The following is a 13,437-nucleotide window of genomic DNA, read 5'->3' as shown; positions in this document are numbered from 1 at the left end:
CCACCATGGTTACACATAATCGAAGGGCGACTTTCTCCCTGGGCGTGGCAAATTGTGTCGGAATACGGAAAAAAGTTGGGCAAAACGTTGACCAAAACCAATTGTACTCCTGTCTTTATAGAGCGTCAAGACAATGAATAGACTAATTCTATTTTTAGAATGGACTAAAAAAATTTGCTATTTTCTATGAATCTGTCATATCCCGCTTCTCTTTCTCATACTACTATATCAAGTAACAAACCAGACCGCATTCTCTCGCAGGCCTCGGTGCAAAACCTTTGCAAAAAGGGACAAGCACCGGCCGCCTGTGCTAGAAAAGGAGGCATCCCGGTGAAAGAACAGGAACAACTCGGGGCACTGCTCCCCTCCCGTGTCATTACCGACATCGAACGCATTCACATGCCCTACCTGGGCTATCATCTGCTTCGCGAAAAACTGACAAGCACTCTTTTGGGAGAAAGCGAGCAAGCCATTCTCCACTGGCTGGGAAAAGACATTGGCCGTCAGATTCCGATCCAGTCCGCAGCGGGCCTCGTCATGCCTTTTATCAGGCTGGGCCTCGGCAAGCTGGATGTCCTGGAGGAGGGAGAGCGTCATTATCGATATCGATTGACGCACACGATTTTTTCATACATGCCGCCTGAACGAATTTTGCGCTCTCTGGCCCTGGAATGCGGAATCATTGCCGGAGCCGTCAACAGGTGGCAGGGCAGGGAGCCGGAGGTGCGAATGGAGCTGGCCGAGAAGGGGAGCGTCTTGATCTCTTTGGCTGTTTGAATGCGTGATTCTTCTGGTGCCATCACCTGAACAAAAGTCCCGGATCAGCTTCCCTATATTTATATAGAAGAAACAGGAAAATGGAATCAAATGCGCCTCGCTGCAATGAACAGCCAGACGGTCATATTTAACCCCCCTCTTCAACGAAAAGGGGGGAGGCGACTCTTGTATGTGGTTGTGCTTACAAACTGTGCACCACGGCTTCTTCGCTTACGTCCAAGCCGTAGGCCGTATGCAAGCTGCGAACTGCCAGTTCCGTAAGTTCTGCGGGAATCACGCAAGAAACCTTGATGTCGGAGGTGGATACCATTTTGATCGTGATGTCCTGCTCGGCCAAGACGCGGAACATCTCGGCGGCAACCCCCGGATTGTTCACCATGCCGGCACCGACGATCGATACCTTGGTCAGGCCCTCTTCATGATCGACTTTTTCAAAGCCAAGCTCTGCCTGATTGGAGGAGAGGGTTTCCAGCGCTTTTGGCAGGTCGCTGGCAGCCACCGTGAACGAGATGTTCGTCACGTCCGCATCATAGGAGCTTTGGATAATGATGTCTACGTTTACCTGGTTGTCAGCCAGCGTATTGAAGAGGCGGGACAGGGTTCCCACTCGCGCAGGCATGCCCACGACCGTCAGTTTTGCCACATCTTCATCATGTGCCACGCCGCTTACTACTCTTCCTGTTTCCATATTGGCAACCTCCTCTACGTACGTACCTTCTTCAGCCGTAAAACTGGATCGGACGACGAGCCGCACTTTGTATGTTTTGGCCGCTTCCACAGAGCGCGGGTGAAGAACACCGGCCCCCAGATTGGCCAGCTCCAGCATTTCGTCATATGAGATACTGTCCAGCTTTTGCGCGGACGGAACGACCCGCGGATCGGCCGTATACACGCCGGCCACATCCGTAAAGATCTCGCATCTGTCGGCATTCAGGCCGGCTGCAAGCGCTACGGCAGAAGTATCGGAACCGCCTCGTCCCAATGTGGTTATTTCTCCTTCGGCACTGACCCCTTGAAACCCTGCCACAATGACGACACGTCCCCGGGCCAGTTCCTTTTGAATCCGCTCGGTTTTGATTTCCGTGATCCGCGCTTTGCTGTGGATCGCTTCTGTTGTGACACCAGCCTGCCAGCCGGTGAGAGAAATGGCGTCATAGCCGCGCTGATGCAGAGCCATGGACAAAAGTGCGATGGAGACCTGTTCACCTGTCGCCAAGAGCATATCCATCTCGCGCTCCGAAGGGTAGGCGGAAATTTGTTTGGCCATATCCACCAGCACATCTGTCGACTTGCCCATCGCGGATACGACAATGACCATATCATGGCCCGCTTTTTTATATTCAATAATCCGGTCTGCTACTCGAAAAATGCGTTCAATGCTACCAACGGAGGTCCCTCCGTATTTCTGCACGATCAACCCCATGCGGCTTCTCTCCCTTTTCCTTGAATAGACCAATGTCTCTATGGATATTCTCTGTCGAAACGAAACGTTGCATGAGTCTTTTCCTTATCAAAAAAGGCAACGACAAGGAAAATACCTGCCGTTGCCTACGTAATAGACAATATCGGTTCCTCCTTCCCTGGACCACGCAAGCCGCTGGCACAAAGCATGACAGTACAGCCCCTGTCATCTACACGCAGCAGACTCGTGAGATAGCTCTCCATCCGGCAATGGGGTATTGCTCGGATGACAGTCCTGTATTTGTTCAACACAGGCCCAGCACGCAAGGAAGCGGGTCTTCCCTCCGTACTTCGGCGAATCCCCCTTTCCGCTACCCGTCAACGATCCCGATCTCAGGGTGGTACTCATGGTTTTCGCGCCTCTACCTCACTCCAATAAAGGGAAGTGAGGTTACATATTCTGTTTGAAAGGGATTATATCACGCAAAAGGCAACGGTTCAAATATTATTTTGAACAATTTCTCAGCTCACATCTTCCTGAGATGGGCGATAATCTCCCGGGCCAGCTTGTCGCCAATCCCGAGCTGCCTGAAATCCTCGACAGTCGCCTCTTTCATCTTTTTCAGCGAACCAAAATGCTGGAACAGAAGCTTGCGCCGTTTTTCGCCGATGCCGGGAATGTCGTCCAACTGGGAAGAGAGCATCGTCTTTGTCCGGGCCTGCCGGTGAAACGTAATCGCAAATCGGTGGACCTCATCCTGCACGCGCTGGAGCAGGTAAAACTCATAGCTGTCCCGCTTCAGCTCGACCGGCTCGGGCGGATTCCCATAGAGGAGCTGGGCAGTCTTGTGCTTTTCATCCTTGGCCAGACCGCATACCGGGATGTAGAGCCCCAATTCATTTTCCAGCACATCCATCGCAGCGCTGATCTGTCCTTTGCCTCCGTCAATTACGATCAGGTCGGGCAGCGTCTGGTTTTCCTTCAGCAGGCGCGTGTACCGGCGCCGGACTACCTCGCGCATCGAGCCGTAGTCATCCGGCCCCTCGACGCTTTTGATCTTGAATTTCCGGTACTCTTTTTTGTCCGGGCGTCCATCCGTAAACACGACCATCGCAGAGACCGGCTCTGTCCCCTGAATGTTGGAGTTGTCAAACGCTTCGATCCGGTGCGGGGTTCCGATCCCGAGAATATGGCCCAGATTGTGCACAGCCTGAATCGTCCGGGCATCGTCCTTGGACATGAGCGCAAATTTCTCCTGCAGGGCGATGCGGGCATTCTCGCTGGCCATCTGCACCAGCTCCCGCTTTTTGCCGCGCTTCGGCGCATGCACCTTCACGCCCAGCCACTCGGCGAGCAGCTCCGGATCGCTTTCCTCCGGCAGCAGGATTTCCCGGGGGAGGGCATTCTGCTTGTCAAAGTAAAACTGGCTGACGTAGGACATGAAATCCTCTTTTTCGCCGCCGTAGTAAGGAAAAGAGGTCGTATCCCGCTCAATCATTTTGCCTTGCCTCATATAGAAAACCTGGACGCACATCCAGCCTTTCTCTACAGAAAATCCGATGATGTCGCGGTCGACCGTATCGGTGAAGGTCACCTTTTGCTTCTCCATGACCGCCTCGATGCTGCGGATCTGGTCACGGTACTCCTTGGCCCGTTCAAACTCCATATTCTCCGCCGCCTGCTGCATTTTCTCCGTCAACTGCTTTTTCATTTCCTCGTGGCCGCCGTCGAGAAAACGGGCAATCTCCTCGACCAGCCGCTGATTCTCCGCCGCCTCTACCTCGTACACACAAGGCGCCAGACATTGTCCCAAATGGTAGTAGAGACAGACCTGCTTCGGCATCGTTTTGCACTTGCGCAGCGGGTAGAGTCGATCCAGCAGCTTTTTCACCTCGGAAGCCGCGCCCGCGTTCGCGTACGGACCGAAGTAACGTGCCTTGTCCTTCAGCACTTTGCGGGTAATCTCCAGCCGCGGCTGCGCTTCGTTGGTGATCTTGATGTAGGGGTACGTCTTGTCGTCCATCAGTTTGACATTGTAGCGCGGATTGTGCTTTTTGATCAGATTGCACTCCAGGATGAGCGCTTCGATCGCTGAAGAGACGACGATGTATTCAAAATCGGCAATCTCGCTGACCAACAGCTGCGTCTTGCCGTCATGGCTTCCGGTAAAATAGGAGCGAACGCGGTTTTTCAGCACTTTGGCCTTGCCCACGTAAATAATTTCGCCCTCTTCGTTCTTCATCAGGTAGCAGCCCGGCTTATCCGGCAGGACTGCCAGCTTGTCTTTCAAGGAGCTGTTCACGGCTGCTCCCTCCCTTTCATGTACTCTCTACTCTCATAGACCGCTTCTGCGGTGCTGGGCAAGCGGTTGTTCCAGTGTATAAAAATCATCCTCCAGAGCGCTCATCCGCTCCAGCATCAGCTTGCGGCAATCCTCACAAAAAAATCAAGCATCTGCTCTGCGGCCAGACGCCCCAGCTCTTCTCCCCGCTCATCCTGAAAATACAACTGAACCTGGTTGATCACATGCTCTCTCTGTTCACGTGGAAACTTTGTCATTTTCACCTGAGTTCCTCCTCCCGCTCATTTGTCACACGTTTCTTTCATAAAAGATTTTGCAGGAAAACCATGTATGGCAATCTCGGTACATCGAGGTGACTGGCTCAAATTTGAAATGCGCACCGAATTCCCCCGCACACATCTGAAAAAAGCAGATTGAGGGAACATACGTTGTCCTTCCATGTTACCATGTTTTCAGTGAAAACTCGACGGAATCTCTCCCCATCCGTTTGAAAAAGCACCGTATCCATCCTTGGCCAAGCCGAAAAAAGCAGCACCCGCCATTGGCGAATGCTGCTTTTTATAGACCGTATTGCAAGGCTTACAGGTGTTTGCCGACAGTTCCCATGAGGGCTTCCTTCGGTTGGAAACCGATCACTTTATCTACCGGTTGACCGTCTTTGAATACGATCAGGGTAGGGATGGACATGACGCCAAAACGGCCTGCAGACTCCGGATTGTCATCGACGTTTACTTTCACGATTTTGAGCTTGCTGCCTACTTCGCTGTCGATTTGCTCCAATACAGGTGCGATCATTTTGCAAGGGCCGCACCAAGGAGCCCAGAAGTCAACCAGGACAGTTCCGCCTTGCTCTACTTCCTGGGAAAAGGTCTGATCGGTTGCATTAACGATAGCCATGGAATATTACCTCCTTAAATTCGGTACGGAAAAAGGTTCCACACGCCACTCAGTATACCATCCCCCGTAAAAAAAGACTACGTGCGGCGACACTTTCTGACATGTCAAAGTATAGTTTGTCCGAAGCGCCCGTTCCCTATCGCCTTCTTGGGCTGCCTCCGCAAAAAACAGCCTCGCTTCAGAGGAAGCAAGGCTGCAGATGTTCGTAAGCCAAGGGTTACACCAAAACCTTTTTAAATTCTGCAGTCAGCAGCGGAACGACCTCAAACAGGTCTCCCACGATACCGTAATCAGCTACTTGGAAAATTGGCGCTTCCGGATCTTTGTTGATCGCGACAATGACTTTGGAATTGGACATTCCCGCCAAATGCTGAATCGCACCGGAAATGCCGCAGGCGATGTACAGGTCCGGCGTCACCACTTTTCCGGTCTGGCCGATCTGCATGGAGTAATCGCAATAGTCGGCATCGCAGGCCCCGCGGGACGCTCCTACCGCCGCTCCCAGCACGTCAGCCAGCTCATTGAGCGGCTGGAAGCCATCCGCGCTCTTTACGCCGCGGCCGCCGGAGACGATGATCTTCGCTTCTGAAAGGTCGACCTTTCCGCTCGTTTTGCGAACGACTTCGCGCACGATGGAACGAAGGTCTTTGATCTCGACTTCAAATGGCACGACCGTCACGGTTTTGCCTGTGTCGGCAGTACCTGCGGCGATGTTGTTCGGACGGATCGTAACCATGATTTTTCCGTCTTCAAAACGGCGCTTTTGAAACGCCTTCCCTGCGTAAATCGGCCTGACGAAAACTGGACCCGCTTCGAGCGCGGTAACATCCGAAACCAGTCCCCATCCAAGGCGTGCAGAAACGCGAGGAGCCACGTCACGGCCGATCGCCGTATGTCCGAGGACGACTGCGTCAGGACCGACAAACTCGATCAACTGCTTCAGCGCCTGGCTGTAAGCATCTGGTGTGTATTGTGCCAGATCGGCGTGATCAACCACATAGACCGTGCCCGCTCCATGGTGTCCGAGAGCTTCGGCATGTGAAGCCGTATTCGGCCCGAACAGTGCAGCGACCACTTCTCCTCCCTCTGCAAGTATCCCTGCTGCGGCGAGTGCTTCCAGAGAGACATTGCGCAATTGTCCGTCACGTACTTCTGCTACTACCAGTACTTTTTTCATCAGAATCTCTCCCTCTCGCTTAGATTACTTTTGCTTCATTTCGCAGCAATTGCACCAATTCGGACACTTGTGCCGGGATTTCGCCGGCAAGGATGCGGCCTGCTTCCTTCTTCGGCGGCAGTGTCTGATCGACAACCTGTGTCTTCGGCGCAACATCTGCGGCAGAAAGGCCAAGATCGTCAGCAGTCAGGCGCTCCAAAGGCTTTTTCTTGGCCTTCATGATGCCTGGGAGAGAAGGATAGCGAGGCTCGTTCAGCCCTTGCTGTGCCGTGATCAGAACTGGGAGGCTCGTCTCCACCACTTCCGTATCCCCTTCGACGTCGCGCTCCACGCGAACGGAGCTGCCGTTGATCTCCAGCTTGACCGCTGTGGACACATGGTTGATGCCCAGCTCCTCCGCAAGACGAGGACCGCCTTGTCCTGCTCCCGAGTCGACCGCCATTTGTCCGCCCAGGATCAGGTCGTAGCCGGTTTTGCGAGCTACCGCGGCCAATACCTTCGCCGTCGTGTACTCGTCGCCGAACAGCGACTCGTCATCCACCAGAATGGCTTTGTCCGCTCCCATTGCCAATGCGGTACGGAGTTCTTTTTCCACGCGATCCGGACCTACCGAGACGACGGTCACTTCGCCCCCGTGCTCTTCCTTCAGCTTGATCGCTTCTTCAATGGCGTATTCATCGTATGGATTGATGATAAACTCAACGCCGTCATCCTGGATTTTGCCGTCTTGAATCACGATTTTTTCCTCGGTATCAAACGTTTGCTTCATGACAACCAGAATATTCACAAGAATACCTCCCTCATAGTGACGCTGCTGCCTCACGTATGCTGCTGCGGCGAGCTGCATCCTGGTGCCCCCCCGGAAACGCTGGGCAACGAATCCCTTTACCGTGCCTTCCATGTAGGTTCTAGCGATCGGCGAATTGCGGCTTTCGCTTTTCCAGAAAAGCGGCAACTCCTTCTTTTATGTCCTCTGTCCCGAATGCTTGGCCAAACAGCTTTGCCTCCTGTTCGATACCGGCAACGGGACCGTCTGTCATTCCTGTATGAATCGCGTTCAAAGCGAGCTTCATCGTGACGGAGCTCTTTTGGGCGATGACCGCAGCCAGTTCCTTTGCTTTTGCGAGCAGTTCATCGAGCGGGTACACAGCCTCCACCAGTCCGATCCGCAGCGCTTCTTCGCCGCCGATCATCTCCGAGGTGAGGATCATCTGTGTCGCTTTTCCTCGTCCCACCAGCCGGGGCAGTCTTTGCGTGCCGCCGTAGCCCGGGATGAGTCCGAGGTTCAGCTCCGGCAGACCCAGCTTCGCTTCCGGAGCAGCCAGTCTGATGTGGCAAGCCATGGCCAGTTCGAGGCCGCCGCCGAGGCAGGCTCCGTTGATGGCCGCTATAATCGGCTTGGGAAAGCTCTCCAGACGGTCAAACAGCTTCTGGCCGCGCTTCGCCATTTCTTCCGCATCTGCCGGCGAAAGCTCGGTAAACTCTTTAATGTCAGCGCCGGCGATAAAGAAGCGGCCTTCCCCGGTAACGACAATCGCCTTTACGAGCGCGTCATTTTCCAGTTCATCCAGGAGCGCTGCCAATTCCTTCAACGTCTCGTGGCTGAGAGCGTTGGCCGGCGGGCGGTTCACGGAAACGACCGCGATCCGTTCTTCCTTATGGACATTCCAATGAGAATACATCCTCTCTCCCCCTCTTCCTTTTCCCAAAAATGAAGGGCGCTGCTATCTGAGCGAACGCTCAGTCTTGCTATTCCCATTGTAACAAACGGACTGTCTCAACAAAAGCGTTTTCTTTCTCATTTGCCCTTCAAGCCAAATTGGAAGAGGTTATGAATGGGATCGACATGAGAAAGCAGGTCGTACTTGCATTGTTTCATGACCCAGGACGTCGTCACTTCATCCAGCGTGCCAAAAATCATTTTTCGAGCCAACCGGACATCGAGGTCGGAACGGAATACACCCTTTTCGATTCCTTCTCTGATCAACTCTTCGATCAGGTCGAAATACTGCTTCATGACCGCACCGATGCCCTCGCTGATTTCCTGATTGGATTGACGCAATTCGATCTGCGTCACTTTTGCCAGCTCCTGGTCGCGCGATAATTGGCTCAGATGAGTGTGAACAAGGATGTACAATTTTTGTTCGATGGATTCTGCCTGTGCCAGGCGTCCTCGGCCTTCCTCGATAAATGCTCCCATCTTCTCGTTGAAGAGCGAGATGAGGATGTCATCCTTGTTCTCAAAGTAGAGGTAGATCGTTCCGTCCGCTACCTTCGCCTCTTTTGCAATTCTGGATACCTGGGCGTTGTGATAGCCCTGCCGAGCGATGACGCGAACAGCCGCATCAATGATGGCTTGATACTTTTCCCCCGTTTTTTTCGCCATGATTCCCTCCACATTGATAGACAAGTCATTGCAACTGAATGACTATTCATTCATATTTAGTGTATGACAGTTCCCCTATTCTGTCAATCCAAAAGAAATGGCCTTCCTCCACGGAAGACCGCCAATCTGTCAGCTTGTTTTTTCCTGTTCATGCTGCTCTCGCCGAGCTTTGTCCTCCTCCTGGAGTTGACGGCGGAGAACCTTGCCGACGATCGTTTTTGGCAGTTCGGAACGCACCTCGTATTGCCTGGGTATTTTGTAGGCAGCCAAGCGCTGGCGACAGTACTGTTCCAGCTCGCTTTCGGCAACCTGCTGTCCTTCTTTGAATACGACAAAAGCCTTCACCGTTTCCCCGCGGTAAGGATCAGGCACTCCGATGACGGCCGCTTCCTGTATCGCCGGGTGCTCAAACAAAACTTCCTCCACCTCGCGAGGATAAATGTTGAATCCTCCCGCGATGATCATGTCTTTTTTTCGATCGACGATATAAAAATACCCATCCTCGTCCATATAGGCCATATCGCCCGTCAACAGCCAGCCGTCGCGCAGGACAGCCGCTGTTTCCTCCGGTCTGTTCCAATAGCCTGTCATGACTTGCGGTCCTTTGACGGCCAGCTCGCCAATCTCTCCCTGCGGCAGCTCCTCTCCCGTAGCAGGGTCGATAATTCGACAGTCCGTGTCCGGCCACGGCAAACCGATGCTGCCGTTCCTCCTTTTTCCCCAGATCGGATTGGAATGCGTGACAGGGGACGCCTCTGTCAATCCGTAGCCTTCCACCAGCTTTCCTCCGGTCAGCTCTTCGAACCGGGTCTGCACCTCCACCGGCAAAGCCGCGGAGCCGCTGACGCATGCCTCGATCGACTTCAAATCGTATTTGGGCAAATCCGGGTGATTGATCAAGCCGATATACATCGTCGGGGCGCCGGGGAAAAGGGTCGGCTTCTTCTTGTCGATCAGGCTCAGGATCTCCTTGACGTTGAATTTCGGCACGAGAATCAGTTCTGCCGCGATTGAAATTCCTTGATTCATCACGGTTGTCATCCCGTACACGTGAAACAGGGGAAGCGCTCCCAGAATGCGTTCCGTTCCCCGCTTGGTTTTATACAGAACAGCTTGGCACTGAATCGTGTTGGCGATCAAATTTTTGTGGGTCAGCATGACGCCTTTGGCTACTCCTGTCGTTCCCCCGGTGTACTGCAGCAAAGCCAGATCATGCTCCGGGTCGATATCAGGAGAGACAGGCGTGACAGCGCTTTCTTTCAACACAGAAAGAAAAGCCTCAACATCGCTTCCATAGGTGATTTGCGGATTGTGGCCTTGTTTTTTCTGTACGAATGGGTATATCCATCTTTTCACTGTCGGCAAAAAGTCGCCAATACTCGTAATAATCAGACGTTTTAAAGGCGTGGAAGGTCTTACGCCGGCGACGCGCTTGTACAACAGGTCCAATGCAATGATCGTCTCGGCACCTGAATCATGCAGCTGGTGAATCAGCTCCCGCTCGGTGTACAGCGGGTTGGTCATGACGACAGTGGCCCCCGCGAATAAGGCTCCGTAATAGGAAATCACGGCCTGCGGACAATTGGGAAGCATGATGGCCACCCTGTCTCCTTTTTTGACGCCTCGCTTGATCAAAGCGTTGGCGAACTGGTAGGACATCGTCAACAGCTCACGGTAGGCAATCCGTTTCCCCATAAAAAAAAGGGCATTTCTCTCGGGAAAATCTGCTGCCGCCTGCTCCAGAAAATACGTCAGCGGAACACGGGGGTATTCCAGTGACGGTGCGGTTTCGGGCGGGTAACTAGCAATCCAAGGCTTGGCAATAGACATGGGCATTCCCTCCAGTCCCATATTGACCTTACCTCTCCCGTACGATCCACATTCATAACCTCTTCCACCTCCATTCTATTCCAAAGATAAGTAATTTTCCAACAAAATTTACAGAACGCAACCATATTCTCGGAAAAAATAACAAGAGATGTATCCTCTGTACTGATCAGATACATCTCCTCTCTCCATTTTACAGGCGCCCTTCTAGGCAGTGGTCAGGGAGCGAGCCCGGAGAGGATTGCTTGTTTGACCCGCTGCCGTTCCTGCTTGGGAACGAGGTGGTACCAGCCCAGCACGCCGTTGTGCCAGATCCGCTCATCGGAGCCGGTCAGCGTATCCGATTGGATTGCGTTTGGCGTCGGGTCGCTGTATGAGAGCAGCAGGGAAGCAATCTCTTTCTCCGTCAAATCGGTTTTCACATGCTCGCCGAGTATTTCCATCAGGGTAAATGCCTTGGCAAACGCTTCTGCGGACGTACCCTTTTCCGCCAATGCCTGAACGATCTCCTGCTGCCTGGCGATGCGTTCGTAGTCGCTGTCCTCTTTGCCCAGGTCGTTTTTGCGGTAGCGGGCGTAATCCAGCGCCTGATCGCCGTTTAACGTTTGCAGGCCGGGCATAAGGTCGATATGGGTATCATCGCTTGGGTCGGTATACTTCATTCGCTTTTTCACCTGGATCGGCACGCCGCCCAGCTCGTCCACCACTTTTCGAAAGCCGTCAAAGTCAATGGTCACGTAGCGGTCGATCTTGACGTCGAGAAACTTTTCCAAAGATTGCACAACCAGCTTGGGGCCTCCGTACGCCATGGCATGGTTCAGCTTGTCGTAGCCTTTTCCCGGCAGCTCCGTGTAGCTGTCTCGCGGGATCGACAATAAATAGACGCGCTGCTTTTCAGGGTGAATCGCAGCCAGCATCATCGTGTCCGACCTTGCCCGTTCACCGTCCCGGCTGTCGATCCCCATCACGAGCAGGACAAATGGCTTCAGCGGCTTCGTCCCGGCTAGCAATTCAAGCGGGGCAACAGCGGAAGCAGGCCGTTCGACGGTTACTCCCGGTTTTGTGTCCAGCGGCGCATACCACCCTCTGGTCATTTGCTTGAACTGATAAGCGCTGTATCCGACGGAAGCGATCAGAAAAACTGCCAGGCTGAACACCGTGTAGCGGAGAAGCTTCTTCCCGTGCTTGCGGATGAAGGAAAAGAAAGTGATCATGTGCGAACCCCCTTTGACGTATCCCGAACGGTCGACAGACGCGTATTGGCAGATGGAAATTGCGTTGCGGCAAAAGCTGCTGCAAACGACGCAAATGGCAAACTGGGCCGTTCATGGCACCAGCAGGCTGTCGTGTACGAAAAAACCCCATCTTCGCGGCGCTTGGATGGGGTCTTGCTTTCCATTTTTAACAGGGGATTCGTTTTTTAAACCTGCAATCGCTTGTTTTTATGGCCTTTCCACAATCATCGCCATGCCCATGCCGCCACCGACGCAAAGGGTAGCCAATCCGTACCTGGACCCTCGGCGCTTCATCTCGTGGAGGAGGGTGACAACGATTCGGCAGCCTGTGGATCCGACCGGATGACCGAGGGAAATGCCGCTACCGTTTACGTTGGTGATCGTACGCGGCAGCTCCAACAGCTTTTCCACTGCCAGATACTGTGCTGCAAACGCTTCGTTCACCTCGATCAGCTCGATGTCAGCCAGAGTCAGTCCTGCCTTCGCCAATGCTTTTTTGACGGCTGGCACAGGGCCATAACCCATCAGATCCGGCTCCACCCCGGCCCATGCATAGGAAACGATGCGGCCGAGCGGTGCAAGTCCGGCTTCGCTTGCCCTGCGCTCACTCATCAGGATCACGGCGGACGCACCGTCATTCAATCCTGATGCATTCCCCGCTGTCACCGTACCATTCTCACGGAAGCTCGGCTTTAGCTTGGCCAGACCTTCTCTCGTCACCTCTCGTCTCGGATGCTCATCGGTATCCACGAGTACGGTTTCCCCGCGTTTTTTTACCGGGACAGGGATGATCTCCTCCTGAAAAAGTCCCCCGTCGATGGCGCGGATGGCGTTCTGCTGGCTCCTCAGAGCGATTTCGTCCTGCTCTTCCCGGGTGATGCCGTAAAGGTCTACCAGGCGCTCGACTGTTTCACCCATTAAAACGCCATGATGCGGGTCGGTCAGGAGCTCCCACATGGAGTCGGTCATCTCTCCGTGTGTCAGCCGCTTGCCCCAACGGGCGTTTTTCAGCACATACGGGGCGTTGCTCATGCTCTCCACTCCGCCTGCGATGACGACCTCCGCCTCGCCAAGCATGATTTGAGACACTCCACTGGCGATTGCCTGCATCCCGGACGCACATTGGCGCTGTACCGTAAATCCGGTCACTTCTTTTCCCAATCCGGCATCCAGGGCTGCCACGCGGGCGATGTTGGCCTCATCCGAGCGCTGGATACAATTGCCGAAAATGACTTCATTGATCAGTGCCGGGTCGATGCTTGCCTTGTCGATGACACCTCTGACGGCTGTCTCCGCCAACTTGCGAGCGCTTACATCTTTCAGCGCACCGCCAAACGTACCGATAGGTGTACGCCCGGCAGCCACAATGACTACTTGATCCATCCGACATCTCCTCCTCCGCCAACTGCGGTTGATCTGGCCTTCTTTCTCCAT

The 13,437-nt window shown here is 53.8% G+C and carries 12 protein-coding genes and 1 riboswitch; of the genes, 1 reads left to right on the top strand and 11 read right to left on the bottom strand.

The annotated features are described in order from the left end of the window. The first annotated feature begins 330 nt into the window (after positions 1 to 330). Positions 331 to 777 carry a DUF2507 domain-containing protein gene (locus NST37_RS07905; protein WP_003387748.1) on the top strand — a complete coding sequence of 149 codons (447 nt, stop codon included), beginning with the start codon at positions 331 to 333 and terminating at the stop codon, positions 775 to 777. A 181-nt stretch (positions 778 to 958) separates the two neighbouring features. On the opposite strand, the gene NST37_RS07900 is transcribed toward NST37_RS07905, so the two are convergent. The 11 genes from NST37_RS07900 to NST37_RS07850 form a co-directional block, all read right to left on the bottom strand. Next, positions 959 to 2,200, bottom strand: a complete 1,242-nt coding sequence (locus tag NST37_RS07900; RefSeq protein ID WP_003387749.1) for an aspartate kinase — start codon at positions 2,198 to 2,200, stop codon at positions 959 to 961. Positions 2,201 to 2,423: 223 nt separating this feature from the next. After that, positions 2,424 to 2,611: riboswitch (Lysine riboswitch) on the bottom strand. A 94-nt stretch (positions 2,612 to 2,705) separates the two neighbouring features. Then, entirely contained in the window at positions 2,706 to 4,481 is a 1,776-nt protein-coding gene (uvrC, locus tag NST37_RS07895) for an excinuclease ABC subunit UvrC (RefSeq protein WP_003387750.1), read from the bottom strand. A gap of 116 nt (positions 4,482 to 4,597) precedes the next feature. Next, the gene (locus NST37_RS07890; RefSeq protein WP_339186772.1) at positions 4,598 to 4,738 is read right to left on the bottom strand and encodes a DUF2164 family protein; all 141 of its coding nucleotides are present in this window, start codon (positions 4,736 to 4,738) and stop codon (positions 4,598 to 4,600) included. A 322-nt stretch (positions 4,739 to 5,060) separates the two neighbouring features. Beyond that, the gene (trxA, locus tag NST37_RS07885; protein WP_003387752.1) at positions 5,061 to 5,378 is read right to left on the bottom strand and encodes a thioredoxin; all 318 of its coding nucleotides are present in this window, start codon (positions 5,376 to 5,378) and stop codon (positions 5,061 to 5,063) included. Between the two features lie 217 nt (positions 5,379 to 5,595). Next, positions 5,596 to 6,555 (bottom strand): electron transfer flavoprotein subunit alpha/FixB family protein, encoded by a 960-nt coding sequence (locus NST37_RS07880; RefSeq protein WP_122958128.1) that lies wholly within the window; start codon positions 6,553 to 6,555, stop codon positions 5,596 to 5,598. A gap of 19 nt (positions 6,556 to 6,574) precedes the next feature. Further along, positions 6,575 to 7,342, bottom strand: coding sequence for an electron transfer flavoprotein subunit beta/FixA family protein (locus NST37_RS07875; protein ID WP_003387754.1), 768 nt, complete (start codon positions 7,340 to 7,342; stop codon positions 6,575 to 6,577). 121 nt (positions 7,343 to 7,463) lie between these two features. Continuing rightward, complete coding sequence (locus NST37_RS07870) at positions 7,464 to 8,237, bottom strand: enoyl-CoA hydratase (RefSeq protein ID WP_339186532.1); 774 nt, start codon at positions 8,235 to 8,237, stop codon at positions 7,464 to 7,466. Positions 8,238 to 8,353: 116 nt separating this feature from the next. Then, a complete protein-coding gene (locus NST37_RS07865) occupies positions 8,354 to 8,941 on the bottom strand; it encodes a TetR/AcrR family transcriptional regulator (protein WP_024984375.1) in 588 nt (195 codons plus the stop codon). A 129-nt stretch (positions 8,942 to 9,070) separates the two neighbouring features. After that, positions 9,071 to 10,771 (bottom strand): AMP-binding protein, encoded by a 1,701-nt coding sequence (locus NST37_RS07860; RefSeq protein ID WP_035989340.1) that lies wholly within the window; start codon positions 10,769 to 10,771, stop codon positions 9,071 to 9,073. A 215-nt stretch (positions 10,772 to 10,986) separates the two neighbouring features. Beyond that, positions 10,987 to 11,979, bottom strand: a complete 993-nt coding sequence (locus NST37_RS07855; RefSeq protein ID WP_024984377.1) for an LCP family protein — start codon at positions 11,977 to 11,979, stop codon at positions 10,987 to 10,989. 231 nt (positions 11,980 to 12,210) lie between these two features. Next, positions 12,211 to 13,386, bottom strand: a complete 1,176-nt coding sequence (locus tag NST37_RS07850) for an acetyl-CoA C-acetyltransferase (RefSeq protein WP_024984379.1) — start codon at positions 13,384 to 13,386, stop codon at positions 12,211 to 12,213. Positions 13,387 to 13,437: the final 51 nt, after the last annotated feature.

This window comes from Brevibacillus sp. FSL K6-6036, assembly GCF_037964015.1.
Taxonomy (GTDB): domain Bacteria; phylum Bacillota; class Bacilli; order Brevibacillales; family Brevibacillaceae; genus Brevibacillus; species Brevibacillus borstelensis.
Note: the sequence above shows the minus strand (reverse complement) of the source record. Positions and strands in the feature narration are given on the sequence as shown.

Excerpts from the sequence above, each read along its gene's own strand:
- NST37_RS07900 (WP_003387749.1), bottom strand. The coding sequence starts at position 2,200 with ATGGGGTTGATCGTGCAGAAATACGGAGGGACCTCCGTTGGTAGCATT.
- NST37_RS07890 (WP_339186772.1), bottom strand. The coding sequence starts at position 4,738 with ATGACAAAGTTTCCACGTGAACAGAGAGAGCATGTGATCAACCAGGTT.
- trxA (WP_003387752.1), bottom strand. The coding sequence starts at position 5,378 with ATGGCTATCGTTAATGCAACCGATCAGACCTTTTCCCAGGAAGTAGAG.
- NST37_RS07880 (WP_122958128.1), bottom strand. The coding sequence starts at position 6,555 with ATGAAAAAAGTACTGGTAGTAGCAGAAGTACGTGACGGACAATTGCGC.
- NST37_RS07870 (WP_339186532.1), bottom strand. The coding sequence starts at position 8,237 with ATGTATTCTCATTGGAATGTCCATAAGGAAGAACGGATCGCGGTCGTT.
- NST37_RS07865 (WP_024984375.1), bottom strand. The coding sequence starts at position 8,941 with ATGGCGAAAAAAACGGGGGAAAAGTATCAAGCCATCATTGATGCGGCT.
- NST37_RS07860 (WP_035989340.1), bottom strand. The coding sequence starts at position 10,771 with ATGTCTATTGCCAAGCCTTGGATTGCTAGTTACCCGCCCGAAACCGCA.
- NST37_RS07850 (WP_024984379.1), bottom strand. The coding sequence starts at position 13,386 with ATGGATCAAGTAGTCATTGTGGCTGCCGGGCGTACACCTATCGGTACG.